Annotated in this window: 23 protein-coding genes; 11 read left to right on the top strand and 12 right to left on the bottom strand. The window is 51.6% G+C overall.

The window, feature by feature from the left end; all coding sequences use genetic code 11:
• Positions 1-116 precede the first annotated feature (116 nt).
• Positions 117-650: a GNAT family N-acetyltransferase gene (locus EL628_RS25520; RefSeq protein WP_126582818.1), complete on the bottom strand. Its 534-nt coding sequence runs from the start codon at positions 648-650 to the stop codon at positions 117-119.
• Positions 651-1,046: 396 nt separating this feature from the next.
• Between EL628_RS25520 and EL628_RS25525 the strand changes: the two genes are divergently transcribed.
• From EL628_RS25525 to EL628_RS25570, 9 genes are all read left to right on the top strand, one after another.
• Positions 1,047-1,367 (top strand): PadR family transcriptional regulator, encoded by a 321-nt coding sequence (locus tag EL628_RS25525; protein WP_126583618.1) that lies wholly within the window; start codon positions 1,047-1,049, stop codon positions 1,365-1,367.
• A complete protein-coding gene (locus EL628_RS25530; RefSeq protein WP_126582819.1) occupies positions 1,351-1,698 on the top strand; it encodes a DUF1048 domain-containing protein in 348 nt (115 codons plus the stop codon). Before EL628_RS25525 ends, EL628_RS25530 begins: the two co-directional genes overlap by 17 nt.
• A gap of 10 nt (positions 1,699-1,708) precedes the next feature.
• Complete coding sequence (locus EL628_RS25535) at positions 1,709-2,056, top strand: DUF1048 domain-containing protein (protein WP_126582820.1); 348 nt, start codon at positions 1,709-1,711, stop codon at positions 2,054-2,056.
• Positions 2,057-2,177: 121 nt separating this feature from the next.
• On the top strand, positions 2,178-2,873 hold the full coding sequence (locus tag EL628_RS25545) for an ABC transporter ATP-binding protein (RefSeq protein ID WP_126582821.1): 696 nt from the start codon (positions 2,178-2,180) through the stop codon (positions 2,871-2,873).
• Positions 2,873-5,137 carry an FtsX-like permease family protein gene (locus EL628_RS25550; RefSeq protein WP_161975767.1) on the top strand — a complete coding sequence of 755 codons (2,265 nt, stop codon included), beginning with the start codon at positions 2,873-2,875 and terminating at the stop codon, positions 5,135-5,137. Before EL628_RS25545 ends, EL628_RS25550 begins: the two co-directional genes overlap by 1 nt.
• Before the next feature lie 363 nt (positions 5,138-5,500).
• Positions 5,501-6,265 (top strand): carbon-nitrogen hydrolase family protein, encoded by a 765-nt coding sequence (locus EL628_RS25555; RefSeq protein WP_126582823.1) that lies wholly within the window; start codon positions 5,501-5,503, stop codon positions 6,263-6,265.
• A 1,123-nt stretch (positions 6,266-7,388) separates the two neighbouring features.
• Positions 7,389-8,441 carry an amidohydrolase family protein gene (locus EL628_RS25560; protein WP_126582824.1) on the top strand — a complete coding sequence of 351 codons (1,053 nt, stop codon included), beginning with the start codon at positions 7,389-7,391 and terminating at the stop codon, positions 8,439-8,441.
• Positions 8,442-8,558: 117 nt separating this feature from the next.
• Positions 8,559-9,488, top strand: a complete 930-nt coding sequence (locus tag EL628_RS25565) for a WD40 repeat domain-containing protein (protein ID WP_126582825.1) — start codon at positions 8,559-8,561, stop codon at positions 9,486-9,488.
• Between the two features lie 531 nt (positions 9,489-10,019).
• A complete protein-coding gene (locus EL628_RS25570; protein WP_126582826.1) occupies positions 10,020-10,475 on the top strand; it encodes a hypothetical protein in 456 nt (151 codons plus the stop codon).
• A 359-nt stretch (positions 10,476-10,834) separates the two neighbouring features.
• Here the strand turns inward: EL628_RS25570 and EL628_RS25575 are convergent, their stop codons facing one another.
• The 7 genes from EL628_RS25575 to EL628_RS25605 all read right to left on the bottom strand — a co-directional run bounded on the left by EL628_RS25575 (position 10,835) and on the right by EL628_RS25605 (position 19,099).
• Entirely contained in the window at positions 10,835-11,719 is an 885-nt protein-coding gene (locus tag EL628_RS25575) for an IolE/MocC family protein (protein WP_126582827.1), read from the bottom strand.
• A gap of 190 nt (positions 11,720-11,909) precedes the next feature.
• Entirely contained in the window at positions 11,910-13,205 is a 1,296-nt protein-coding gene (locus EL628_RS25580; protein ID WP_126582828.1) for an RNA-guided endonuclease InsQ/TnpB family protein, read from the bottom strand.
• Positions 13,165-13,797 carry an IS607 family transposase gene (locus EL628_RS25585; RefSeq protein ID WP_126582829.1) on the bottom strand — a complete coding sequence of 211 codons (633 nt, stop codon included), beginning with the start codon at positions 13,795-13,797 and terminating at the stop codon, positions 13,165-13,167. The genes EL628_RS25580 and EL628_RS25585 overlap by 41 nt, the downstream gene beginning before the upstream one ends.
• 725 nt (positions 13,798-14,522) lie before the next feature.
• Positions 14,523-15,827 carry an RNA-guided endonuclease InsQ/TnpB family protein gene (locus EL628_RS25590; RefSeq protein WP_245994441.1) on the bottom strand — a complete coding sequence of 435 codons (1,305 nt, stop codon included), beginning with the start codon at positions 15,825-15,827 and terminating at the stop codon, positions 14,523-14,525.
• Complete coding sequence (locus EL628_RS25595; protein ID WP_126582830.1) at positions 15,814-16,407, bottom strand: IS607 family transposase; 594 nt, start codon at positions 16,405-16,407, stop codon at positions 15,814-15,816. Before EL628_RS25595 ends, EL628_RS25590 begins: the two co-directional genes overlap by 14 nt.
• A 117-nt stretch (positions 16,408-16,524) precedes the next feature.
• Positions 16,525-17,979, bottom strand: a complete 1,455-nt coding sequence (locus EL628_RS25600) for a hypothetical protein (protein WP_126582831.1) — start codon at positions 17,977-17,979, stop codon at positions 16,525-16,527.
• 799 nt (positions 17,980-18,778) lie between these two features.
• Positions 18,779-19,099 carry a winged helix-turn-helix transcriptional regulator gene (locus EL628_RS25605; RefSeq protein WP_126582832.1) on the bottom strand — a complete coding sequence of 107 codons (321 nt, stop codon included), beginning with the start codon at positions 19,097-19,099 and terminating at the stop codon, positions 18,779-18,781.
• Between the two features lie 229 nt (positions 19,100-19,328).
• Between EL628_RS25605 and EL628_RS25610 the strand changes: the two genes are divergently transcribed.
• Positions 19,329-20,132, top strand: coding sequence for a metallophosphoesterase family protein (locus EL628_RS25610; protein ID WP_126582833.1), 804 nt, complete (start codon positions 19,329-19,331; stop codon positions 20,130-20,132).
• Positions 20,133-20,155: 23 nt separating this feature from the next.
• Here EL628_RS25610 and EL628_RS25615 read toward each other — a convergent pair whose 3' ends face one another.
• The 4 genes from EL628_RS25615 to EL628_RS25630 form a co-directional block, all read right to left on the bottom strand.
• Positions 20,156-21,325 carry a zinc-dependent alcohol dehydrogenase gene (locus EL628_RS25615; protein WP_126582834.1) on the bottom strand — a complete coding sequence of 390 codons (1,170 nt, stop codon included), beginning with the start codon at positions 21,323-21,325 and terminating at the stop codon, positions 20,156-20,158.
• A gap of 39 nt (positions 21,326-21,364) precedes the next feature.
• Positions 21,365-22,108, bottom strand: coding sequence for an SRPBCC family protein (locus tag EL628_RS25620; protein ID WP_126582835.1), 744 nt, complete (start codon positions 22,106-22,108; stop codon positions 21,365-21,367).
• A 485-nt stretch (positions 22,109-22,593) separates the two neighbouring features.
• On the bottom strand, positions 22,594-23,739 hold the full coding sequence (locus EL628_RS25625) for a glutathione-independent formaldehyde dehydrogenase (protein WP_126582836.1): 1,146 nt from the start codon (positions 23,737-23,739) through the stop codon (positions 22,594-22,596).
• A 133-nt stretch (positions 23,740-23,872) separates the two neighbouring features.
• Positions 23,873-24,169 carry a hypothetical protein gene (locus tag EL628_RS25630; RefSeq protein ID WP_126582837.1) on the bottom strand — a complete coding sequence of 99 codons (297 nt, stop codon included), beginning with the start codon at positions 24,167-24,169 and terminating at the stop codon, positions 23,873-23,875.
• 288 nt (positions 24,170-24,457) lie between these two features.
• On the opposite strand from EL628_RS25630, the gene EL628_RS25635 reads away from it, so the two are divergent.
• Positions 24,458-24,982 carry a DinB family protein gene (locus tag EL628_RS25635; protein ID WP_126582838.1) on the top strand — a complete coding sequence of 175 codons (525 nt, stop codon included), beginning with the start codon at positions 24,458-24,460 and terminating at the stop codon, positions 24,980-24,982.
• The last annotated feature ends 121 nt before the right edge of the window (positions 24,983-25,103 follow it).

The following is a 25,103-nucleotide window of genomic DNA, read 5'->3' on the forward strand; positions in this document are numbered from 1 at the left end:
GTTGTTCATCAGGGTGGAGTGCTGGTGGGCCATCGAAACAGGTGTCTGGCACAGTAGTGGGCGCCAGCACAGAGGAAAACGATCCTGTTCGCCCACTCTCTCAGTACTATAACGGCCTAATTGTTTATGGAAAGATCACAACGCCAGTCATTACACCGCATGAAATTACCTTTGGGATACTCGAACTCGCATTCCTCGACCAGAGTAAAGCCAACCTTTCGGCAGAGGGCGTTCGATGGAGGATTGTCAACAGATGGGAAGGCATGCAGAAACCGATACTTGCTGTCATACTGCGCGATAACAAGAGCCTGAATAACTGCCGCCCCTGCGATGCCCTGCCCCTGAAATGTGGGAAGCACCGACCATCCCATCTCATAAATCTCTTCTCCATTATGAGTACTGTCCCAGTACCCAACAGATCCAACTGCTTCGCCAGTGGTCTCATGAACAATCTTGAACATTCGGCCCTTACCTGACTCTGTGAGCCGTTCGTAGCGAGCCTGGCGCTTGATCAGTTGCTCGTCGCTCTCTGGACCGCCAAGATGCTCGGTCATTGCGGGATCACCCAGCAGCTTTTTCAGAAGTGGAAGGTCGTCCTTACCCCATGGCTCAATACGCACAGTGCTCTGCTGCTTGCCCCTGGCAATCATATTAACTCCTTTGCAGTAGCATCGCTCTATTTCAACTTACATTTCTCTATCTTATCACACGGAAGGCATAGGGACCTAAACAACCTAAAGCGGCGATTGCCTGCCTATTGTCGAATATCGGAAACACCTGACGGTCTAGCATTGGACTCCAGACTGTTTGAGGTTAGGGTTGTGAGGAAGAGGAGCGAGAGAAGAGCCCTGCGTTCGCTCCCGGCTTACGTCAGTGCTGGCACCACAGCATCGTGTTCCTCTTCTGTCTCCAGCTCACTTGACAATCCGTCCTTTTCGTCTTGACATGCACACTACTCCGTTATACAATATAGCAGTACTAAGTATTACTGCATATTGGTAACACTGATTAGTGAAGGGGTGTTTAACACGGATAATTTAACTGAAATGCTCAAAGGCGTTCTGGAAGGGTGTGTCCTGGAAATTATCAACCGAGGAGAGACCTACGGGTATGAAATTACACGTAAGCTCAACGCTTTGGGCTTTACGGACGTGGTGGAGGGAACGGTGTATACCATCCTGATCAGGCTTGAGAAAAATAAGCTCGTGGAGATAACGAAAAAGCCGTCCGACATGGGGCCACCCCGAAAGTTTTTTACGTTAAACGACGCGGGCCGTGAGGAACTGCGCAAGTTCTGGGAAAGGTGGGAGTTCCTCTCAGCAAAAATCAAAGAGTTACGGGAGCAAAACCATGAAATTTTGGGATAAAGTCACAGGCAACGACATGGCTCGAGAAATGAAGGCCTTTGAGGCGCGTGTAAAAAACCTTCCGGCTGATTATCAAGCGGCATGGGAAGAAATCCAGGTCAATCTCTGGCCTCGTACAGATTTCACTGGACGGAACCTTATGCCAATTTTTGATCGTGTGCTTGGCTTGCTCGAAGAATCGGTGGCGGATGGCCAGAGCGCCCGGAAGGTTTTGGGCGACGATATCGCGGGCTTCTGTTCGGCGCTGGCGGGCTCTGAGGGAGCAATGTCTTATCGCGATAAGTGGCGCGAGCAACTGAACACTACCATTGCTCGAAAATTAGGCAAGTAGGAGAAGAACCATGAGCATACGCGATCTCATCGAAGGCAAAAAAGCGTGGCGGGCGCATATGGCGCGTGTCAAGGCGCTTCCGCAAGATTATCAGATTGTGTATAACGAGATTCAAAAATACCTCTTGAAAGTCGGGCCAGTCGAGCTCGCCGAAATGACTGATGTGCTCTCGGCGATTGTCGATCTTTTTGAGGAGGGTACAGCCGTTGGGAAAGGTGTTATCGAAGTGACAGGAAGAGATGTGGCAACGTTCTGTGATGATCTCATCAAGGGTTCAAAAACGTTTGCCGACGTCTTTGAAGCGGCTGACCAGGAAGCCGGAAAGGCCATGAAAAAAGCGATGGAGAAAGATCATTAAGGGGGATCAGTAATGAGATCTAGATCGCTCTCGCCTGGTGTGTTGGCATCATTGCCGTGGCCTGGTTCTTCGCTATGAGAGCTTATCAAAGCCGGATATAATTCAAAAGGGAGATTTGAGTATGTTTTTAGCGGTATCGGGACTGACGAAACAGTATCAGATAGGAATTGCCACAACGGTCCTCAAAGGCGTGTCTATTCAACTGGCAAAAGGGCACATAGGTGTTATCTTAGGACCTTCCGGGTCGGGCAAATCCACGCTGATGAATATCATTGGCGGGGTGGACAGGGCTGACAGTGGGACCGTTGAGATCGATGGTGAACGCATCACCGATCTCAGTCAGGATCAACTGGTGGAGTATCGGCGAAAAAGCGTGGGCTTCGTCTTCCAGTTCTACAACCTTGTGCCCAATCTGACGGTCGCCGAAAACATCGAGGTGGTGTCGAACATCAGTAAGCAGCCACATAAGATGAACGATGTGCTTTCTGCTGTCGGGCTTTTCGACAAGAAAAACCGCTTCCCACGAGAGCTTTCCGGCGGCGAACAGCAGCGCGTCTCCATTGCCCGTGCCATCATCAAAAATCCCACGCTGTTGCTCTGCGACGAGCCAACCGGCGCACTGGACTTCGATACGTCTCGAGGTGTTCTGTCACTGCTTCAAAACGTGAATCGGGACTTCGGCACAACGATCCTGATGATCACCCACAACAGCGCCATCGCTGCCATGGCACACACCGTTTACAGGCTGAGAAGCGGTGAGGTCGCGGAAGTGACCCACCATTCCGAGCTTGTCCCAGCAGAAAGGATTGAATGGTAATGGTCCTGCAAAAACGCGTATGGCGCATGCTGAGGGAAAACAAAGGCAGGTATATTGGCATTGTCCTTCTGATCCTTATAGGGAGCTTCTACTTCACAGCGGCGACAGGGGTGGCCGGCAGTCTGGAAGATCAGGTGGTTCACTTTGCCCAAACAAATATGCAGGAAGATCTGACGTTTTCCACAGACAAGACCATTGAGGATCTTCCGACGCTGGCAAGGGAATCCGGCGCGGTTATTGAACCCTACCAGCAACGTGATGTCAAACTGCCGGATGGACAGAGCGAGCTGCGGCTTCTCACGCCTACGTCCACCATCAATATTCCGACGGTCCTCTCAGGCCAGCCGTTGAACAATCCAGGGGACATTGTGCTTGACCCCATCTTTTTGCGAACCCATGGCTTAGCTGTCGGTGGTCAACTTGAGCTCAACGGCAAAATCTTCCATATTACGGGCACCATGGCGCTGCCTAATTATGTGTATATCATCAAAAACTTGTATGATGTGCTGCCGACTGCTGGTTTTGGCATTGCTCTTGTTTCCAGCGCGGATATGGAGATGTTCCCCAACGCGGCTCATCAAGCCGTCACGGTCTATGGAGCACGCTTTACAAAGAGAGAAGATGTCGACACCCAGAGCGCGAAGTTGCACGGCCTTTTACAGGACAAAGGGTACAGCCTTTCCGAATGGCTGGACGCGAAAAATAACAAGCGTATCAGTTCGCCCTGGGCCAATATTACCAGTTTGCAGTCCTTCAGTTTTCCCGTCTCCATCGCTTTTTTCCTGCTGAGCTGTATTATCGTCGGCGTGACGATGCTACGTATGGTGAAGTCTGACGCGGTGGTGATTGGGACGCTGTACGCACAGGGATACCGCCGCCGGGAACTCACACGGCATTATCTGGCGATCCCGGTGCTGCTGTCCATCACGGGTGGCCTGCTCGGAATACTGCTTGCGTGGCCGTGTATAGGGCTTGCGGTCGATTCCATCTTGGCCACATACATCCTGCCGAACACTGGCATCGCCTTCTCGCCGTTTAATCTCGCGCTGGCTCTGCTGCTGCCCCTCGCGTTGATTGGTCTGGCGAGCTTCTTTTCTCTCCGTGGCGTCCTCAAAAAGAGTGCCGCTGAACTGATGAAAGGCGACGAACAAAAAGCCAGGGTGAATTTTTTTGAACGTGTGCTCCGTCTCGAACGCTTCCGTTTCACAACCAAATTTCAAATCCGCGAGCAAGTGCGAAGCATCCCACGTCTGCTCTTCCTGCTCCTGGGGGTGAGCATCGCGTCACTGGTCCTGCTGTATGGTTTGACCTTCAACTCCTCAATGGATGTGGCGATGAAGCAAGGGGCCGTGGCAAGATACAATTATGGCATAGAATACAACTTCAAGGAGATGCAGAACCTCCATGATCGACCTGTACCCACAGGCGCTGAACCGTACAACTCATTCCGTGCCTACCCCGAGGGCAGGGATGAGATTGAATTTTACGTGTTGGGCATGGAGCCAGATTCCGTTGGTCTAAAGGTGAACGGCATAGGGGGCGCGAAGATATCTCGGAATCAGGTCAACATCACCTCGTCGCTGGCCCAGCGGCTTGGGCTTGGGGTTGGGGATACGCTCACGTGTATCAACAAGCTGGATGAAAAATCATACCGCCTGAAAATTGATGGGATCATCGAAGCCTACGGAGAGCAATATGTTTTTCTCCCTTTAGATGAGTTTAACCAGAAGACCGGTCAGGCTCCTGGAAGCTACCGCACTGTTTTGAGCAACCATGTCCTCAATTATGACGAGAGCCTGCTGGCTGGCGTTCTGGACGTGCGCGATCCCACAAAGTTTGCGAATGTGTCCGCGTCGACGACATTGATTGTTACAGCTACAACCAGCGTCGCCGTGCTTCTGGCTGTGGTCATTATCTTCATTGTCTCCTCGCTGATCATTGATGAGAATTGGAAGACGATCTCCTTGCTCAAGATATTCGGCTATTACCGAAAAGACATTGCGAAGCTGATTCTCAACAGTTCAACGCCGGTCGTGTTTCTCGGCTTTGGGTTAGGGCTACTCCTGATGGTGGCTCTGGGGAATTACTTGTTCAGTTCCATCGCGGATTCGATTAACATGCTGATCCCCATGACGTTGAATCCGGTCTATGTCCTGCTAAGTTTGGTATTGATCCTGGTGGTGTATGAGATAACGAAGTGGTTTTGCGGCAGGAAAATCTCGCTCATATCCATGAGCGAGGCGCTGAAAGCGGGTTCGGAGTGATAGTGTGATCTTGCCCTGATTTGACGGGTCAAGGTCATTGGTCACTGTATGATATGAGATAGCCAACAATGAGCATCAAACAGCGGTTGAAATTATATAAATAGTGGTAGAATGTGTCGTAGGTTCCCAAAAAGATGAAAAGGTTGAACGAACCATTCATTCCCCTCAACAAGGAGTGAACCTGTTCCTGGATGAGACGTTTAACGCGGTGTTCAACGCGATCTCTTGCCTGGCTGAGGCCATACATCTTGCAAAAGATGCGATGTGCTGCTTGAATTTCCTCGGTCGTAAGGTCGCTGAGATCTATCCTGGAGTGAAAAGCAGAAATCAACACGTTTTACGACGTTGTGAAAGGCAGTACTTATGCAGAAACCGAGTGTAGAGCCCTTGAAGGTCGGCATTGGTCAAATACCTATCGTCATGGGTAATAAACATGAGAATATACAGACCATTACCAACATCATCATCTCCGCTGGTCAACAACACTGTGACCTGATCATTTTGCCCGAATGTTCCCTGACCGGCTGGCTCTCCGAGGCCGCCCGGCGCGATGCCGAACCCGTGCCAGGTCCCTTTAGCGACACACTGGGACATCTTGCCAGGCAATATCACATGGCTATAGTTGTGGGACTGGAGGAGCGCGAGGGGCAGAACATCTACAACACCGCTTTGCTCATTGATCGGCAGGGAAACATCGTGAACAAGCATCGCAAGATCAACGAACTGGATATCGCACTTCAACTCTACACCAGGGGTGAAGCATTGAAGGTAGTTGATTTCGAGGGCCGCAAAGTAGCGCTTGATATTTGCGCCGACAGCTGGACGCCACACCTGACCGAAAGCTTGTACTTGATGGGCGCGCAGATTATCTTCTCGCCCTGTGCCTGGGCATGTGAGCCTGGACAAGAAGCGAAGAACGCGGCCTGGATCAGTCAGCAATATCAGGCGCGGACGGCCGCTAAAGCGTTGTATATTGTCTCCGCCAATAGTATTGGCGCGGTAACGGAAGGCGTATGGCAGGGGCGTATTCTGCATGGTGAGAGCCAGGTCTTTGGTCCAGACGGAGAAAAGATGCTACATGGTCCGGTGAACGAAGCCGGCCTGCTGTTCGTTCACCTGCCAGCATAGTATCCGCGCGTCAGTTTTTCTGTGACTATGCCGTAAATGCGAAAATAAAAGAAACACATTTTTTTCGTCATGGCATGGGGAGAAGTAAGGAGAGGCGAAACGGGGAGGGAGAGCGCGTGAAGAGAGGACAGAGGTCGATGGAGGAATGAGAAGGAGCGCTCAAAACGCGAAGAAAAAAGCCACCTACAGAAGCATGGAATTGACGGTGTTAGCATCCTTGTGTCATGTTTTGATTGATACATGAGACAAATTGATGAATAATACGTGAGTATGCAATAAGACGAGCAGGATCATCACCGTTCCGATCCTGCTCGCTTTATGGTGTGAGGATGCGATTGGTGCTCAAAATACCGCTTGAATGCAATCGTGCGATGATGGAGGCTGCCTATCACATAGCGGGTTTAATAGGGTTACCTTTAGAATACATGTTGGCGCAGTTTCGCGCCTTGATTTTTCATTTGAGCTCATGTAGAATAAAGAAGTAAAAAAGTTTCCGAGGAGCTATTGTATGCCTGATCATCGCTAACATTTGCCAGTGCATGTGATTGAAAAGCAATACTGTTGCCGCAATGCAACAGCCATATTGTTTTGTCTTGTTCTGCATGGTAATGTGTTAGCAGCTTCTGTCTCTCGGTCAGCACCTCTCCAGATACACTGATCTTCCTTTCTCGACCTCGTTTCTGAAGTTGCCCCACACACAGCGGCGCATACGCTTTTTTGTGCATGTTTCTGGCTACTCACCTCTTTTCAGTATCATCATTTTCTGCCAACATTTTGGAAGCGGGTGCCAGGCTATACATTGTGTAAGGCTCCTGGTACTGCCAGGTTTGTATCTCACGCGCGTCTCTTTCGTTCATAAGGGTAAATGTGTACTTCATCAAATCCCTCCACGATTGTACACTTTTTAGCATCTTACCAGATTCTACTAAATTATTGCATAGTATAGCATCTCTTAATAGCTTTAATCTATTCCTACCATTGCTTTTATGATACATCTTCTTCGGTGTGCCAACATCAGATATAGTGAATTCTCAGCGAGCGCGGATGGTTTGATTTCTGTCCATTTGCTACTGGAAACTTCGAGGTGCTATATTACGAGCAGTGTCATCAGAAGGAGGACTTTATGCACCATACGCTCCCGTCAGGGGAAGAACAGTCTGCTCGTCACCTGCTCAATCTCCCGAAAGTAGATCTCCACATCCATCAGGAAGTGTCTCCTCGCCTTGATCGCGTGCTAGCCGCGCGCGAGGGCCGTTTGCCCTATGACTGGATGACCTGGGCCACGCGCTTAATGCACGATTTTCCTCCAGGGATACCACGCTTGCGGCAACTCGCAAGCGTCTTTCCAGCCGATCCAGGTCTCGATGCGCTCCCAGACAACTTTATCGCCCGCCTGGAAGATCTGTTGGAGGAAGCAGCGATGCAGGGTGCCATTCTCGTTGAGGTCCGCTTTGGGGGCGAGACGATGCTGCTTCCTGACTATTTAGATCTTTTTCAGGAAGCAGAGCGGCGCGTCCAAATCCGCTATCCCCATCTGCATGCTGAAGCGATTGCCGTCCTGCTCCTCAACAGGTACGAGCCAGAGCGCTTAGAGCAGATCGTTCAGGCGTGTCTCAGTCAGGCTGCGCACGGATTGCGGGGCCTTGATTTTCTGTATGAACCCTATCATGAGGAGGCGGAATGGGAGATGGCACGCTCCATTGCGCAGCGTGCCATCGATGTAGGACTTGGGATAACTATCCATGCTGGCGAGTTTTCTGCGGCAAATCTGGCCGCTGTAGCGACCCTTCCGGGAGTGAGCAGGATCGGTCATGCCGTCTTTGCCACTTCCGACCAGTATCTGCTTGATCTCTTGCGCGCGAGACAGATCACCGTTGAATGCTGTCTCAGTTGTAATGTCATTTTAGGAGCTGTGCCATCTCTTCAGGACCATCCGATCCGTCGCCTGGTAGCACAGGGTATCCCTGTTGTTTTGGGAACCGATGACCCCGTGCAATTGAGTACGAATATCGGCCAGGAATATCGTCTCGCACACGCGCTCGGCTTTTCTCAACAGGAGTTGACGGAAATAACACGGCACGCGCTTTCAGTTGCCTTTACCACTCCCGAGAGGCGATGTCATCTTTTGACGCTACTTGAAACCTCTCTGTCAAGTCACCAATTTCATGAACGTTAAAGTAAGGAAGGTTCCATTGTCTCATCCATGTTCTTGAATGCGTAAGATATCGCCCCTCGATAACGTACTTCTCATGTAGAACCTGACTCTATCTGAGGAAAGCGAGGGACTGGAATAATGTCGACTTCTCCTATGGCCTGTCCTGTCTGTCGAGCACTCAATGATCCACGCTTGGAGCGCTGTTATCGCTGTGGTCATCAGTTTCAGCAGGTAGCTGTATCCGAGAGGGGTCAGCGTCTGGGGGACAAGCCCGGCACCACAAGTGGTGATGGTCTTTCTCATATCAGCGGAACATCGCGTCGCACTGCACTGCTAATAGTGGGAGGTGTTGTCGGAAGCGCAATTGGGCTGCCCGTGGTCGCTGTAGGGGGCTATCTGCTTTACCAGCACCTGACCGATCAGCATATTATCACCTACTATGGGTATAGCAATACCACCTCGGACGCAGCCTGGTCTCCTGATGGAACATTGGTTGCTTCAGCCGGCTGGCTCGATGGCGGCACGGTGCAGATATGGGACCCGTTGACCGGGCAGAAATTGCACACCTGTCACCCTGAGCATGTATCTCAGGATATATACCCTCAGCGTGTTATGTGGTCTGCTGATGGGAAGCAAGTGCTGGCTTTCGTTGGGCATGGCTGGGCAGTTATGGAGCCTGGGAGCCGCGTGTTCGAGCAGGTGCAAGTCTGGGATGTGGCGAGTGGACGGCGCGTGCGCAACATTCCGCTGATGGATCCGGTTACCGTCGATACGTCTGGAAGTCAGACCGATCTGTTGCAACATTGGACCCTGGGTGAACGCTACTTTGCTGCTGCTCAGGCACTACGGATGGCACTGGTTGATAGTATCAAACACGGCGTAGGTTTTTCGTCGACAAGCAGCACACTCTCTCTTTTAGATGCGCTGAGTGGCAAGCAGAGAGCTGCCTACGCGGGTAGGGGATTGTTCGGCAACGGGGGAACCTCCGGCAATCTGTCCTGGTCTCCGAATGGAAAATATCTGATGGTGGTCGGCCAGTATGTAGATATCTGGCACACTGGAGTATGATCGATTGCCAGAATCCGGCGTGTCGCCGAGTGGGGACGCTCTAATAAATTGTAGCAGTTTCTCTCCCTGAAGTGGCATGGTAAGAGCTGTGCGGACCGGACTTGACCAACTCGGGCAGGTCGGGGCTCAGGTCCACCACCTTTTCCGACCATTTCGTTATTCAGGAGGTACCTCTGGGATGCGTTGATTCTGTGCGTATCCTCAAGAAGCGGTATCTCTGTTGATGGGATCTTTTCACAAATAGCTCGAGAATTTGCAAAATCCCTGATTTGCCTGCTTATCTCCTTGCTATTTGCAACGAAATAAAGTAAACTATTTTTAGTCTATTGTCCCCTCAGGAAAGGATACTGCCTATTGAGAGACCTTCACGTTTTTGCTTCACTGCTCCATTCAGTAGTTGCTGCGTTGAAGGTTGCTCAAAATCAGTATCCAAAGGCACTTTTCTCTTTGCGGTCACCCCTTCCTTCTTTGTGGATCAGTGAGGCAATGAAGCCGTGAATGTCGCTGTTTACAACACAAAGGAGTTCATCTATGATTTTGAAAAACACCTCACTCGCCCTTGCATGGGTGGAAGACGCTCACAATCAAGGAGCTTTTGTCCGTGTGCTTGGGGAAACGCAGACGCAACGAGCGCACTATGACACCACTCTTCAAAATGCAGGTATCGTCATTCGTCCGGAACATCTGGTTGTGGTAGAGCGTTCGCGCCAGCCCTGGAAGATCACCTGGCGCGTCGGAACACGCGGGACGGTACGTGCATCCGATGGGCACATCCTTACCGTTGAGATTGGTCGTCAGGTCGTCACGCTACTATTGCGAGATGGTCGGCCAGCGAATGAGGCCAATCTTCCATTGACACCCGGAACAGAAGTACTCTTAAAAGGAAAACGCGAGAGCGAAGTCGTCATTGATACCTTGAGTAATGGAGAACCAATGCATCCTGAGCGCATTCAAACGCTTCTCGATGCGATTGACGCTCAACACTAGCGAACATGTAGAGGGGCTATCGACTGGCTGCTGGCGGACTGGAGAACAAACCAGTCCGCCAGCAGCTTCTCAGATGCAAGAGATCTGAACAACGAATACATCTATCAGCAACGAACAAGCGAGTAGAAAAATCCGAAAGTGAACAGGAGCCAGCGTCCTTTGGCGCAATACTCAGGACGCGGTTCTGCGTACCTATATAATAGGGCTGGACAACCAAAGGTAAGTTGGTCATCACTATCGTGCACTATAGAAGAGGCATGTAGTCGGGCTATCCAGTCCGTAGGCTCCAAGGGCGCTGCACTTTGACGCGTATGTGAGCAGGCTCTGCCTTGAAAAGAAGGCCCAATGGGGTCTATTGGCTATGCCTGTTCCAGTCGTTTCTGTGCCTCCTCAAAGCAGCCTCTGGCCAGCTTAAGATAGGCGAGCGCTTCTTGCCAGCGATCGCTTTCCTCGACCAGCGCACCATCGGCAGTACGGATGGTCCGTGCGTAGTAGATATCTGAGCGGAGCAGCTCTGGTGTAAACGAGATAAAGTCGCCCGGCTGAGCTGTGCGCAGGAAACCAACAAATGAACGGGTCCACATCTCCTGGAAGTGGGCGATGGCCGGAAGTGTGAGATCTGGCAGGATGCCGACCTGAATGCTGCCAGGAGAGCCAATGCGCCCATGGATGAAGCGGGTGCGCTCGAAAACGGGTTCGAGAAAGGCAAATTTCGCCTCGATATCACCATAGACCATCTCCAGTCCTGTATACCAGTGCGAAAAGTCACCATTAAAGCGCACGCCAGGAACGGCCCGGGCCAACTGAACTGTTCGCCAGAGATCCTGTGTGATGGTTGCACGATGGGTCTCAATATACAGGGGAATGTCAAAGCGGACAGAGGCTTCGACAATGGCTTCGGCGAGACGAATACACTCCTGTTCGGACTCCATGCCACGTCCGACGTGCAGGGTTGCTAGCTCATAACCCTCAGTTTTTAATCGTTCCGCCACTGTTGCCGCTTCCTGAGGATGATCAACGCGTCCTGCACCGGTGACGTGTAGTCCAACCCGGGCACAGAGCGCAGGATCTCCATCCTGAATGCCCTGAAAGCCAGCCTCACGGATCGCGGTATAGACCGCCTCCGAATCTCCTTTGGGACCAGATGAATACTCTGGCAGATCAAAGACATTTCCCGCTGCGATATCAAAGCGCACATAAGGCGGATGGTTCGTTTTATCATGAGTGTTGCGAACTTCTGGCATCGACGGTGCCTGCTACCTTTCTCATACTCGAATGTCCCCGAAGAGACACGCAAGCGGTCAGTTGTTCCTGCTTCATTGCCAACAGCCAGAGCACGGGAACCTTTGAATCGGCCCTCCCGCTTCGGGGTCACATCGGCTCCACAGGCGCTTTAACGTCATAGGCCGTAGCCACTATCCTGGACGGCCACCTTTACGCTGAAGAGTGGCGAAGCTGAGTCTGTGCAAACTGGGCTAAATTCACAGATGCGTTGAGATCCCGGTCGATCACCAGTCCGCAGTTCAGGCACTGATAGGTCCGATGTTTGAGTGGCATGCGTTTTTTCACCTGTCCACATCCTGAACAGCGTTTGGTTGAGGGAAACCAACGCGAGGCAACAAACAGGTTCCCACCAGACGTTGCGACCTTAGTCTTCAGCAACTGCAAGAGTTGCCCCATCGCCGCATCAGCAACGGCACGTGAGAGCTTGCGATTGGCCATCATCCCCACAATGTTGAGGTCTTCAATCCCAATGGCCCCACAGGTTCGCGCCAGCTCCGTGGTGAACTTGTGCTGAACATCTCGCCGGATGTTGGCAATCTGCTGATGCTTTCGTGCCACCTTCATGCGTTGCTTCTGATAGTTCTTGCTGAACGTGGTTTTTCCTGTTTCCGGGTCTTTGGTTTTCTGTTTCCGGCTCAGTTGACGTTGCAGCTTGCCGAGCTTTTTCAAATGGAGTGCGAGTGGCTTTTGGTTCTCAAGAACTCGCCCATCCGACACGACGGCAGCTTGCTTTAAGCCTACGTCAACTCCAACCACCGGTTCTGGCGTCGGAGGGACTACTTTGTTCATCTCAAGTTGAACGCTCACATACCAGTGACCAGCCTCACAGGACACCGTCGCTCCCAGGATCTTCACGCGCTCACACAGAACCTGCTTGCGCTGGTTTCGCTTGTTGAGGGGGAATGACGCGGTTTCTGCCTCGACGAAGCGCAGCTTTTCTGAAAGGTTCACGGTTCCAAGCGTGCGTTTCCGTTTGCCACGATCCTTCCTTTGTTTCCGTTGATCCAGAATGAAGCCCCCTAAACCGGGAATGGAGATCCAATGACTGCCAACCGTGAACTTGTCATTGGACAGATAAAACGATTCGTGCGCTTTCCCTTTCTTCTTGTATTTCGGATAGTCTGCTCGGCCAGCAAAAAAGTTGTTATAGGCTTTTCCCAAATCATCAAAGGCACCTTCGACGGCACACTTGGTAACCGCATACGTCCAGGGATAGAGCTCCTCTCGGATGGCATTGAACTGCTTTTTGAGCGCAAACGCGTTGGGGGGGGTAAGCACACGGTGCTCTTCAGGAGTTGTTTCTTGCTCTCTTTTATACGCTTGATACTGCTTTTCCCACTGTTCACGCCCCCAATTGTAGACAAATCGACGGGTCCCGCAGGCACGTTTCAGATACTCCACCTGCTCAGGTGTGGGGTTCATTCTGATCTTGTGCGCTGTTTTCATCTCTGAGTGCCTTTTCTAAGGCCTTTCGGTACTTCCGCAAACCAGACAAACGAGAACTAAAACAATGGGTAATCGCGAGCAAATCCTGCACGAGCTCCTGTTCTGGACTCAGTTCCTCAACACTCAGAACCAGGAGTTCACAGTGATGTATCTCACAAAGATGAACCAGTAACGGGTAGCCAAACCGCGCCAACCTATCTTGATGAGCCAAGATCACCCGCTCGACGTTCCCTGCGAGAATGGCATCGATCAGCGATAGGAACTGCTTCCGCTTGAAATTGAGTCCTCCACCAATTTCCATCATCCACTCATCTACTGTAATCTGCCGCTGGCGGCAAAACTGTTCCAACATCTTTTGTTGATTGGCAAGATCCGGCTTTTGGGCTTGACTCGACACACGACAATAGCCGATGGTTTTTCGATCTCTCTTGGGCTGATGGGGGTGTCTCAGTGCAACAGCAAGATCCTCATCAGTATAGTATCGGCGATTCGTGACCGTTCGCTTCGCAGGTAACACCCCGATCCGATCCCATTTTTGCAGGGTTTTCACGGAGACTCCGACCTGCCTGGCAAAGGTTGCTGGTGTATACATACGTCTATTTTAACACACATTCGCGTATATGTTCAAGAGCCAGCGGCCGACTCCTTTTTTATCAAAAAAAGTCAATTTTCAGAAACATTTTACCTCTAGCACTATATCAACCAGAGCTGCTTCAGTACAAGAGGCAACGGAAGAAGAGATGAACGATCTTTATAAACACGTAATGCTTCGGTGTAAAAAACGGTTGATATGGTCTGCGGGCAGTTGCCTCACAAAATAATCCCTGTTTTTGAAATTCTCTCGCTTCATCCTCTCTGTTTTTTCCTTCATCGGTCTGATCCTCTCCGTCCTGGACCTGCTCCACTCCATCAATGAGGGCAAAGAAAAACACCCTTGAGAACCGATCTCCTGGGTGTCTTTGGTTCATCTCGACCAGGCTCCGCAGGGTATTTAGCCTCGGAGCCTTAACAGCCCCTAGTATGATGATGCAGGTGTTTCAAGCCCGACAGGGCACACCTCAAATATACCATACTTCCTCTCATCATTCAAATGCTTTTTGACTGGAAGCGCTCTTCAATCTCAACTGAGACACGATCCTCTTTATAACCCTTACCCCTCCTAATATCGCATGAGAAGCCGTTGAAAGCAATCTTGACAAATCACAAAAATCTAAAAAAATGTACGCCTGGACCGTACTATAATGAAGCATGCTACCCATCAGTAATACTTATACGTACAATAAATATAATCATTGCCACAGCTTAGTTATATAGTTCCTAAACGCTAGCGAATCCTGACACAGGGCCCGGAAGTCGCTTTCGTTTTCGGGGTGTGAAGGGAATGACTGCCTTCACTGGATGGACTACCGGCTCGTGGCCTCTCCCATCCTCTACACCGTCAGACCCGAAGGCATTCGGTGCTACTTTTCGCACAATATTGCCTGCCCCATTGAGATCCGCATTGATGAGTCGACCCTCTTTCGTTCGATACAAACCGCGTGTGATGCGTTTCCCACTGAACCGCTGCTCAGTGGCCTTGCCTTTTTGGTAGGGAGGCAACGGATCACGATCCACGAAACTCGCTTGACTGGTGTACGACTCTTCTGTGAGGATCACCGTGATCCCAACACGCTGCGCCTTGTAGGTCAGCATCTCGATGAAACGGGCATGCGGGATCTGCACAAACTGTTGATTCGTTCGCGTTCCCAGATGACTGTTTTGCTTCCACCCCTCATTTTTGCCGATCACCAGCGTGCCAATCCCATCAGCGATCAAAAGGTCGATGAGCAAACGAGAGGCATGATGCAGATCATGGTCAATGCGACGCGTGCGGCGAGTGGTCAATGCTTGCATCTGACGGGTGAAGCCAGGGCGGCCACGAGCTTTTTGTAACTGGGCAAGGCGTTTGTTATACCACTGATTGGTTGACTTGATACCGCGCCCGTTAACAAGGATCGGGACACCCCCCGGTTTGTTTGAAGTTAGCGCGGCCAGATTGTTCATCCCGACATCAATGCCTGCCACCCAGGCCGGGTCCACTGCCGATGGGTTGGGCTTGGGTTCATAAATCACTTCCACGACATAAAAGCCTGACTTGGGAACGATGCGTACCTGATCGATACTGGAGGGATCTTGTTGAGTTTTTACCTGAATAGCGAGCCCAGAAGGCTGGATGATGCGCCTGCCAAGGGTTCGTTTCGAGCGACTCACCGCCTGCATCGTATAGATCAGAACGTTTCGGCCTGCTCTTTTATCGAGGTATCCTGGGAGCCGAGGGCGAGCCTTGAACTTCTCAGGATGGTTTTTCCACTCGGCAAGAGATGCAAAAAAGGAGATCCAGTTTTTTTCCAACACACGAAGCACCTGTTGCGCCACTTTAGCTGGAAGCGCCTGGTAGGCTTCGTGCGATTGCATCCGCTTGTCCATCTCGACGGAGGTGAGAAACGTCTGGTGCCAAATATAGTGGTGACGGAGAGCGTAGAGCGCCGCATTGTACAGATTTTTTGAGGCAAAACACGCAGCATCAATCGTCGGAAACCGTGAATCCGTTTTCTGTATCACATGCTGCTCAACCAGTTGCATCTTCTTCCACCTTCTCCTGCAATTGTTCGATAATGTGCTCTGTTTTCCGTTTCGCCCTTCGCTGGCCATAGAGCCTGGCACAGAACGAGTAAATGATGGAAGTCAGATCAGCAAGCAGATCTTCCGTCCCATTTTCCGCCTGATTGACCACTTCGAGGGTGCGCCCCTGGATTCGTAAAAGCGATTCAATATAGCGCACGCCAAAGCGGCTGGCCCGGTCTTTATGCTCGACGATAATCACCGTGATGCCAGGATCTTCGAGCAAAGCCAAAAATTTCGGACGTGCGTCATTGATTCCAGACCCGACCTCTTTGACGACTTTGCTCATCTGATAGCCTCTGGCGACACCATAGGCGACCAACCGTTCTGCCTGGCTGTCCAGGTTGAGTTTGTTCTCAGCGGAAGAAACACGAGCATAGATAGCGACGTTTTTCGGATGATCGAAAAAGGTTTCTTGGCCCTCATCGATCATCACCGTATGTTTTCCGACTCGATGGCCTTTGATCTTGCCATCACGAAACCATCTCCATGCAGTCTCGTATCGGACGCCTTGTTGCTTTGCATAGTCACTTAACTTCATCGCTCTAGTATGACAGAGTAATCATGGATTGTCAAGGATTCGCTATATTTCTAAGAAACGTTTATCATACCAATTTTTGTTAGGCATGGTTCAAAACCATGTGACACTTTTGAACAGTCAAACGACAAGAACAGGATAGCCCAACGCGGCAAGCCAATCAGGCTGATCTTCGGTCGATCCTGTTCGTTGTAAAGGGGAGAGCCCCTCATGAAGTCCACGAGGTGCAATCCGATGATTCTGCCAAACAGCCAGCAGTGCAAGCATTCCTGCAGAAAGCGTGCGATGAACGGCCAAATGAGGCCGCACAATGCTGTGCCAATTTTCAACCGCACTGCTGGCTCGAACCGCTCGATCCCAAGCCGTAAAGAGAAGGGAAGCTTGCGCTTGCCACAGCGATGGAAGATCACGCAAGAGATCCTGGCTGCTTGGGCCAAGCACGCTTCGCCGCTGCCATGCCCATGCCAGCAACGCGACGGCTTGAGAGCCCAACCGCGAAAGCGCCTGCTCCTGGCTGCCATCGAGCAGTCGGGCAAACAACAAGGCATGAGGCAAGGCCAAACGCAGTTGCTTACTCAGCATCGCAAGGTGCTGCTGCAAGCCCGGTTGCGCCAGCATCGCCACCTCGTCGAGCAGGGCAACGATGGTTTGCAGTTCCTGTTCTCGAAACGAACTGCTCATGATAGCCCCATCATGCAACACGACCACATCCAACAACGCATGCAACTGTTCACACAGATAGCGCACCGCATCGGCAACCGATTGCATTTGAGCCAGGACGATGTGCTGTTGGTGCAGCGTTCTGCCCGATGGTCTTCCTTGAACGCGTTTTCCCGCCGCGACGCGTTCGGCTTGCCGTTGCAGCGCTGGCAGGCGGTCTTGTTCGGCTTTCACAGCTCGCTCAAGACGCCCTTGAACTTGTGCCGCGACGTGAAAGAGATGCCACACATCTCTTTGATGGGTCTGGTCAAGTTCCAGATGGCTCAATGCGTCAGCAATGGCCCGCCCTCCGTCGCTGACGGTGTGAACGGGCTCAATGCCTTGTTCGCTCAACGACCACAACACCAGCGTCCAGCTTTCGCCATCGACCGCCACGGGAGGGATGCTCGCCCACACTTGTCCGCTGTGAACATCAATGACATTGAGATAGGCTTTGCCGCGCTGGCTACTGTATTGCTCATCGAGAGCCAAGGTTCGTGGTGCTTGTGCACGTTGTCGGTTCATCCACGCTTGCGCACGTTGCCCCGCATCTTGGATGATCGTGCAAATGCTTCCTATGCTGATGCGTATGCCATGCAACCGTTTGAGCGTCGATTGGATGCCTCGATACCTGGCGTGGTTTTCGATCAACAAGGTCAGAACCAGTGTGGCAAGCGACGTTTTTTGCTTCAGTGGGACCAGCGGTGCACCCATCGCTTCATGCAGCGCTTTGCGCCCGCTTGCCGCCCACCGATACAAGGTCTGACGGGACACCTGATACGTTCGGCTCAACTGACTCACCAATCCATGACGTGGCTGGGCCAACATCTGAGAAATGATATCAACGCGCTGCTCAATCGTGCTACAATGATTCATGTTTCCTCCCTGAGAACGGTGTTGTTTTTTTTGTCAAAATCACCTTATCTCTCAGGGATTCTTTTTGTCAATCGTTGCGCTCATGTGTCACATGGTTCTCACTCCATTTGAACCATGCCTTATTTTAAAAAAATGCCTATCGCAACCGGGTAGGAAGCGAATCATTTGTGATGCTCATGCGGTTCCACTAACAAAACAAAGGGGTTATTCTGCTCACTTGGCCCGCCACCATTGTGACTCATAGTGCCGTGCGCAGAGATATTTCAACGATCAAACGATGCCCGTGTACGTCCACTTAATGGGTCTAGCCATGGTGCGATTGTAGTAATCGATTCGGGTGGGGGGACACAAAAAACCGGAGAAACAAGCTCAACAGCAGTTCATCTCTCCAGCTTGGTCTTTCTTTTCCTCTATGCTTGAAGGAGTGCCTCTTTTTCTTCAGCTTTATTTCTTGGTGATTCTACTGTTACCCAGATATCATCTGATTTACAGACGTACCACTGTTTATCATATTCCTGGCCCGTCTTATGATTTCTGACAATACTATCATCAAGACTAGTGTCCATAGGCTGATTGCAAGTTGGGCAGTTCATATCTTCCTCCAATATGGCTAAAAACACTTCGTACCTACTCTTCATTGTACTGGTGTATCCAAATGCACATAAAAAAAGGGACGGTTATAATTTTAGGCTCTCTCTTTTAAGTGGGTTATCCTTAACAGAAGTAAAAGCTTCTTAACCGGTTTTTCTGACATCCTCAACTGCCATATCAATAGTATCTCTCGCAGCATGACAAACAGCTACTGGCTGCGAGAATTGCTCTCTGCCGTGAGCTCCCAGGCTTTCATCGTCGCAAAAATAGTGCGCAAACGTTGTCCGTGCTCTGTAAGCTGATACTCCACATGTGGTGGTATCTCCGAGTAGATGGTACGCTTCACCACGCCTCTCTCTTCTAAGGCACGTAATCGCTCGGTCAAGATTTTCTGGCTGATTGGATGCAAAGAACGTCGCAACTGGCCAAAGCGCTTTACGCCACCTAATAGCTCATTGACAATTAGCAGCGTCCATTTTCCTTCTAAAAGCTCCAGGGTACGCCCGACGGGACAAGTTGACTCAAGCATTGTTCGATCCTATAGTTTAGTTTTGGAAACTAGACCAGTTTTACGAAACTACTTTACAACTCTACCACAGGCCCGTTACTATGAGCAAGCAATGCACATGCTCGAGCAGCAAGGAAAAGTCATGAGGCGTCTCTGATGACACACACCGTGTGCAGTACATCTTAAGCATAAAATGATGGTGCATCATCGCGAAATGCGCATCGTACATAACCTCAAGGAGCTTACCATTATGAAAATTGCCGCTCTCTACGATATTCATGGCAATTTGCCTGCACTTCAAGCTGTTTTAGAGGAGCTTCAAGTCATCCAACCAGACGTTATTGTCGTAGGGGGAGATATTGTCTCTGGTCCTTTGCCTGGACAAACACTCAAACGACTCATGCAAGTAGAGAAGCCAATTTACTATATCCAGGGCAATGCCGATCGCGAGCTTGTACAGACGTTTGATAAACGCCCTCTCGCGCGCCGCTACCTTCCTCCTCTCTCGGAAAAAGGAGTTGAGGAGATAGAATGGCTTGCACAACAGATCACGCAGGCTGAGCGCGATTTTCTCGCCAGGCAGCCCAGGCAACTGATCTTCGAGATGGCAACGCTGGGTCGCATCTTGTTCTGCCATGCCACCCCTCATAGTGATGAAGAAATTTTCACGCCCCTGACCCCACCCCAACAGCTCGACACCATCTTTGCAGAGGGGACGTCCGATATCGTCATCTGTGGACATACCCATCGTCAATTCGAGCTTCTGGTGGGTCAACACCGCATCCTCAATGCTGGAAGCGTGGGTATTCCCTTTGCAAAAGAGCCAGGGGCTTACTGGCTACTTCTCCATCCAGAGGGATATGAATTTCGTCATACGCCATTTGATGGAGAGGCCGCTGCCCAGGTCATCAGAGCGAGTGGATATCCACAAGCGGAGGATTTTATTGCCACCAATGTTCTTAAACTGCGCTCGCCAGAAGAAATGACCGCGATGTTCGAGCGGCTAGCACAGGCTTTCATCAGCAAAGAAAAAAGAGTCGGAACGCCCCACTAACAGGGCGTTCCAGGGATAGGTGTTCACGGGGTAAAGACAGCTCGCACACATCCATCCGTCTTGTGCTTGAACATGTCATACCCCCGTGGTGCCTCCTCAAGTGAGAAGCGATGCGTCACCAGAAACGAAGGATCGAGCTCGTTTCGCTTCGCGTGCTCCAGGAGGCGTGGCAGGTACTTCTGGCCATGTTGTTGGGCAGAACGCACGGTGAGCCCTTTATTCATGATGGCCCCGATCGGAAACTTGTCCATCAGCCCGTAGACGCCCAGAATAGACAGCGTGCCTCCCTTGCGACAGGCCATGATCGCCTGCCGCAGGGCCTCGCCCCGGTCCGTTTCGAGCCGCAGCGCTTGCTTCACGCGGTCGTAGGCATAGCCCATGCTTTTTCCGTGCGCCTCCATGCCCACAGCGTCGATACAAGAGTCTGGGCCACGTCCGCCAGTCATCTCCTTGAGGGTCTCGATGACGCTGTCGACTTCCATATAGTTAATCGTCTCCGAGCCCACGATCTGCTGTGCCATGCGTAACCGCTCCGGGAAGCGATCAATCGCGATCACCCGCTCAGCCCCCAGGAGGTATGCGCTACGTTGCGCCATCAGGCCCACGCCGCCGCAACCCCAAACGGCGATGGTGTCTCCCGGTTGGATGTCGCAAAAATCAGCTCCCATATAGCCCGTCGGGGCGGCATCGGAGAGAAACAGCGCCTGCTCATCGCGCACTTCTTCAGGAACCTGGAAGCAGTCGTGGTCAGCGTGTGGTACTCGTACATACTGCGCGTGTGAGCCCGCGTAGCCTCCAAAGGCATGCGTATAGCCGTAGATGCCGGCCGTGGGATAGCCCATCAGTGGCTCTTGCAACTCCGCATTTGGATTGGTGTTGTCACAGAGCGAGTAGAGCCCTTGCTGGCAATACCAGCAGGCCCCACAGACAATAAACGAGGGGACCACCACCCGGTCGCCCTTTTTGACGTGTTTGACATCAGGACCCACTTCGACCACGGTTCCCATAAACTCGTGTCCGATCACATCCCCGGAGCGCATGGTGGGGATGTAGCCATCGATGAAATGCAAATCAGAGCCACAGGTGGTTGACAGGCTTACCTGCACAATAGCATCATGGGGATTGACGATTTGCGGGTCTGGCACGCTCTCCACTCGGAGATCGTTGACCCCGTTCCAGCAGAGTGCTCGCATAGTTGTGTCCTCCTTAGAGACTGAAGAGACTGATACCCCTTAAAGTGCCGCCACATGAGAGGGCTCCTGAAAGGGAGGGGGAGATAGCATCTGATCGCCTGGACGAGCGGCTGGATTGCGCGCCAGGGTCGGAATCTCTCCGGTTTCAGCCAAACTCTTCATATTACGGAGGATTTTGCCAACGACCATGGGTGAGAGGAATCCCAGGCACCCGGCCACCGCGAGGCCGAGAGACCCACCAGGTGGGTTCAGGCGAATAGAAAGCGTTACCTCCGTCCCTCTCCCCCCGGTAGCGGGGCGGAAGCGAATCAACCCTTCATGAGGCAGACGTGAGCCCGAAACAGACTCCCAACGCAGGAACTCCCCTGGCCAGTCCTCCACGATCTCTGTGTCCCATGCTGCGTTTCGCCCAGGAGGAACCTGCAAGTTCCAGTGGGTGCGTCCCGGACTCACTTCAGTGACCTCTGCAATCCCCTCTAAGATCTGCGCAAGCGTCTGCGGTGTGCGCCAGAGCTGATACAGTTCGTTCGCTGGTTTGCCGATGGTAATTGCACGCGTGATCTCCAGGGAACCAGGCAGTTCCTGGCTTCCATCGGCAGTACTTACCCCAAGTGCCTGGTACAGGAAGCTATGTCCGCTTCCCCCTCGCCACAGCAGATTGAGAGCCAGGAGGGCTTTCCCAGGGGAAAGATGCCTGGCGTTGCGTATGAGCAGTGCTCCTCCAATCGTAGCGGAGCCGATCCGCTCAAGAGGATGGATATTAACGTTTCTTATTGTTTTCATAGTGCCTCCATTATCAATGGGGTTATAAACTGGGAGGCCGAGTGTGCGGCACCAGGACAGCAGATCATATTCAATCCCGCGTCGCGTGAGGTTGTAGAGAACCTGGTCGGCGCTCCAGGAAGGGGTCAGCAGTTCTTCTAGATCTGAGACGGCGAAATTGCTCACGCCGGTGCAGGAGGTAGAGATCGAGATGATCTATCCCGAGGCGGTGCAGGCTGCACTCACAAGCGACTATGGTCCCGCGCCGGGTCACGTTCTGTGGAAAGACCTTTGCTCACCAGGAACGCGTCGTCCGGCAGGTATCTCACCGACGAGTTTTTCAGCAGTATCGATCACGGTCATCCCGAGGTTGAGGCCGAGGCGCAGCGATTTCCTCCTCGCGACAGCGTGCGTCTTCGGCCATGCCCCACGTCTCTGCCCAGGTACCGAGATGGTGTCACCAGATGGAAGTCGAACCGTGGGAAGGGTGTTGGAGCCATCACAAACTACTGCGCAGGATGGAGGACAACTTTGGTCCAGCCATTATCGCGTGCGTCAAAATGCTGATAGGCCTTTGATGCTTCGTCAAGTGGCAGTTGGTGTGACACGATAAACGATGGTTTCGCCTTACCGACCTGAATGAGGGTAAGTAATTGACGGTTGTATGCCTTGACATTGCACTGCCCACTTCCAATAGTCAAACCTTTGAACCAGAAGAGGCCCCAATCTAGAATGGCCTCGCCTTGTTTGCTCAGTTGGTCTGGACCACCGGGGTCCTGGGGTACGTAGACGCCAACGGCGCCAATTGTCCCAGTAAACTTGACTGACTGAACAAGGTTGTTAAGCGTCATGTTATTATGCTCGTGGCCTTGTGGGTCGTGAGCCTGGTAACCAACGCACTCGCATCCTTTATCGGCTCCCTTTCCATCCGTGAGTGCCATGATCTGTTCAACTGGCGAGGCTTTCGAGTCGTCAATGGCAATCGCGCCAATCGACTCCGCCAGCCGCAGTCGATCAGGGTGTCGGTCAACGATCATCACTTTGCTGGCACTCTTGAGCATTGCAGAATGGGCCGCCATCAGTCCAACAGGTCCCGAACCGTAGATGACCACAGAGTCGCCTGGTTGTACGCAGGCAAGTTCAGTCACATGCCAACCAGTCGGGAAAATGTCAGCAAGCATGACGTAATCGGTTTGCTTCTCCCGTGCATCCTCTGGTAAGAGGAGGCAGTTAAAGTCTGCGTAGGGAACACGCAGATACTCGGCCTGTCCACCGTTGTAAGGCCCCATGTCGGCGAAGCCATAGGCGGCTCCAGCCATCTTCGGATTCGGGTTTGTCGTGAGGCAGTACGCGGTGAGACCTTTCTCGCAGTTCGCGCAGAAACCACACGCGATGTTGAAGGGCAAACACACCATATCGCCAACCTTGATGCGATCAACGGCGTTACCGATTTCGACTACTTCACCGAGATTCTCATGTCCGAATATCCGGCCCTGCTCAAAATCGGTCCGGCCTTCGTACATATGCAGATCGGAGCCACAAATGTTCGTACTCGTAATTCGCACTAAGACATCGGTCGGTCGCTCAATTTTCGCGTCCGGCACCTCTTTCACGCTTGTGTTGCGCGGTCCATTGTATACCACAGCTTTCATCACATTTTCCCTCCACACATCCCTGCATGCTTACCATTACAAGGGGAAAGCCCACCTTGAGTTGGTCGATACTCTCTAGTCTCCTGTTCCCTCCTCTTGATCTCACAGAGTACGAGATTGGCACTGAGACATTTCATCCCTCAAAGACCTTGATGGAGGGATCGGTTTGTGAGTAGAGTACGATATAGGGGGAGTACGTATTGGTCTCACAAAACAGATACTCATCGATTCGGGCTAAAGGAATAGGGCTCTTTCTCGATTTATTCGCCCGGCTCTGGTCCTTTGGTACCTCTGGACCAGAGGCCACGCCAGAGCGCAAAACATAGAGGCGCAGTGTCCCAAGCAGGGTGGCTGTTTGTTCCTGAATAGCTGCAAGTAGTTGGCTTCTACCCGTCGTCTGGGCAGAGTTCTGCTTGTTATGCAGAGTCACGTGTCCAGGGTGATCCTGCTTAGGTGTTCTTTCAACTAACCGTCTCTCCTTTACTCAGAGAAATGTGGAACGTTCCTAATAGATTCATCACTTGGGGAGGCACTTTTGTCACAGGGGATAGTATTGCCTTGTCGCTTTGATCTTTTTTGCCTTTAATTCACGCTCAGAGCAAGGAGAACCCTGCCCTCGTGCTTTTTGGATGGAAAATTTGTTCATCAGCCAGATGGTGAAGTAGAATGAGATGTTGATCGGCGACTATTTCACTTATGATGATGGAGGCATACTATCATGGATGCATTCTGGAAGGAAGCGCTCTGGCAGCAGTATGGAGCGGCAATTGATGCCCTTGGTAAAGCCGCTGAAGCCTGTCCTACTGAGCTTTGGGAGGCAAAAGTATGGAAGGATGAAGTGGTCCCTGAATATCCAGCCTACTGGTCAGTTTGTCATCACGTGCTTATTTTCATTGATTTGCTTTTGACAGGTTCAGTCGAAGGCTTTCAACCACCAGCTCCCTTCGGCCTTTTTGAGCTTGATCCTGACGGTGCGATGCCTGAGCAGCCTCATACTAAAGAGGAAATTCTCTTCTATGTAAAGTATGTACGTGAAAAATGTAAATCGCGGATTGCTACCTTAACAGAGGAAGAGGCAAAGAGCGAGGCTTCTTCTCTCTGGGTGAAGAGACATTCTATGTCCTATTACGAAATGTTTCTTTACAACCTGCGCCATGTGCAGGAGCATATCGGACAATTAAATCTCTTCCTTGGTCAGCACGATATTGCAGCCCCTGACTGGGTTGCAAGGGCTGGTAATTAATCAAGATCGAGTAGCGCTTGTCCTGGCCTTTCCAGAAGGAAGGCCAGTGTTTTAACGGGATATTCAATTCACCTGTGAAAAAGATTCAATCTCAGCTTTTTGAGAAATAGGCCGTTATCAC

Origin of the sequence: Tengunoibacter tsumagoiensis, from assembly GCF_003967535.1 — a bacterium.
GTDB lineage: Bacteria > Chloroflexota > Ktedonobacteria > Ktedonobacterales > Ktedonobacteraceae > Tengunoibacter > Tengunoibacter tsumagoiensis.

What these genes read in the sequence shown, in the direction of transcription:
- EL628_RS25635 (WP_126582838.1), top strand. Translation starts at nt 24,458, where the DNA reads ATGGATGCATTCTGGAAGGAAGCGCTCTGGCAGCAGTATGGAGCGGCA.
- EL628_RS25605 (WP_126582832.1), bottom strand. Translation starts at nt 19,099, where the DNA reads ATGCTTGAGTCAACTTGTCCCGTCGGGCGTACCCTGGAGCTTTTAGAA.
- EL628_RS25570 (WP_126582826.1), top strand. Translation starts at nt 10,020, where the DNA reads ATGATTTTGAAAAACACCTCACTCGCCCTTGCATGGGTGGAAGACGCT.
- EL628_RS25560 (WP_126582824.1), top strand. Translation starts at nt 7,389, where the DNA reads ATGCACCATACGCTCCCGTCAGGGGAAGAACAGTCTGCTCGTCACCTG.
- EL628_RS25520 (WP_126582818.1), bottom strand. Translation starts at nt 650, where the DNA reads ATGATTGCCAGGGGCAAGCAGCAGAGCACTGTGCGTATTGAGCCATGG.
- EL628_RS25590 (WP_245994441.1), bottom strand. Translation starts at nt 15,827, where the DNA reads ATGCAACTGGTTGAGCAGCATGTGATACAGAAAACGGATTCACGGTTT.
- EL628_RS25575 (WP_126582827.1), bottom strand. Translation starts at nt 11,719, where the DNA reads ATGCCAGAAGTTCGCAACACTCATGATAAAACGAACCATCCGCCTTAT.
- EL628_RS25585 (WP_126582829.1), bottom strand. Translation starts at nt 13,797, where the DNA reads ATGTATACACCAGCAACCTTTGCCAGGCAGGTCGGAGTCTCCGTGAAA.
- EL628_RS25620 (WP_126582835.1), bottom strand. Translation starts at nt 22,108, where the DNA reads ATGAAAACAATAAGAAACGTTAATATCCATCCTCTTGAGCGGATCGGC.
- EL628_RS25580 (WP_126582828.1), bottom strand. Translation starts at nt 13,205, where the DNA reads ATGAAAACAGCGCACAAGATCAGAATGAACCCCACACCTGAGCAGGTG.
- EL628_RS25565 (WP_126582825.1), top strand. Translation starts at nt 8,559, where the DNA reads ATGTCGACTTCTCCTATGGCCTGTCCTGTCTGTCGAGCACTCAATGAT.
- EL628_RS25545 (WP_126582821.1), top strand. Translation starts at nt 2,178, where the DNA reads ATGTTTTTAGCGGTATCGGGACTGACGAAACAGTATCAGATAGGAATT.
- EL628_RS25525 (WP_126583618.1), top strand. Translation starts at nt 1,047, where the DNA reads ATGCTCAAAGGCGTTCTGGAAGGGTGTGTCCTGGAAATTATCAACCGA.
- EL628_RS25600 (WP_126582831.1), bottom strand. Translation starts at nt 17,979, where the DNA reads ATGAATCATTGTAGCACGATTGAGCAGCGCGTTGATATCATTTCTCAG.
- EL628_RS25610 (WP_126582833.1), top strand. Translation starts at nt 19,329, where the DNA reads ATGAAAATTGCCGCTCTCTACGATATTCATGGCAATTTGCCTGCACTT.
- EL628_RS25625 (WP_126582836.1), bottom strand. Translation starts at nt 23,739, where the DNA reads ATGAAAGCTGTGGTATACAATGGACCGCGCAACACAAGCGTGAAAGAG.
- EL628_RS25555 (WP_126582823.1), top strand. Translation starts at nt 5,501, where the DNA reads ATGCAGAAACCGAGTGTAGAGCCCTTGAAGGTCGGCATTGGTCAAATA.
- EL628_RS25535 (WP_126582820.1), top strand. Translation starts at nt 1,709, where the DNA reads ATGAGCATACGCGATCTCATCGAAGGCAAAAAAGCGTGGCGGGCGCAT.
- EL628_RS25530 (WP_126582819.1), top strand. Translation starts at nt 1,351, where the DNA reads ATGAAATTTTGGGATAAAGTCACAGGCAACGACATGGCTCGAGAAATG.
- EL628_RS25595 (WP_126582830.1), bottom strand. Translation starts at nt 16,407, where the DNA reads ATGAAGTTAAGTGACTATGCAAAGCAACAAGGCGTCCGATACGAGACT.
- EL628_RS25550 (WP_161975767.1), top strand. Translation starts at nt 2,873, where the DNA reads ATGGTCCTGCAAAAACGCGTATGGCGCATGCTGAGGGAAAACAAAGGC.
- EL628_RS25615 (WP_126582834.1), bottom strand. Translation starts at nt 21,325, where the DNA reads ATGCGAGCACTCTGCTGGAACGGGGTCAACGATCTCCGAGTGGAGAGC.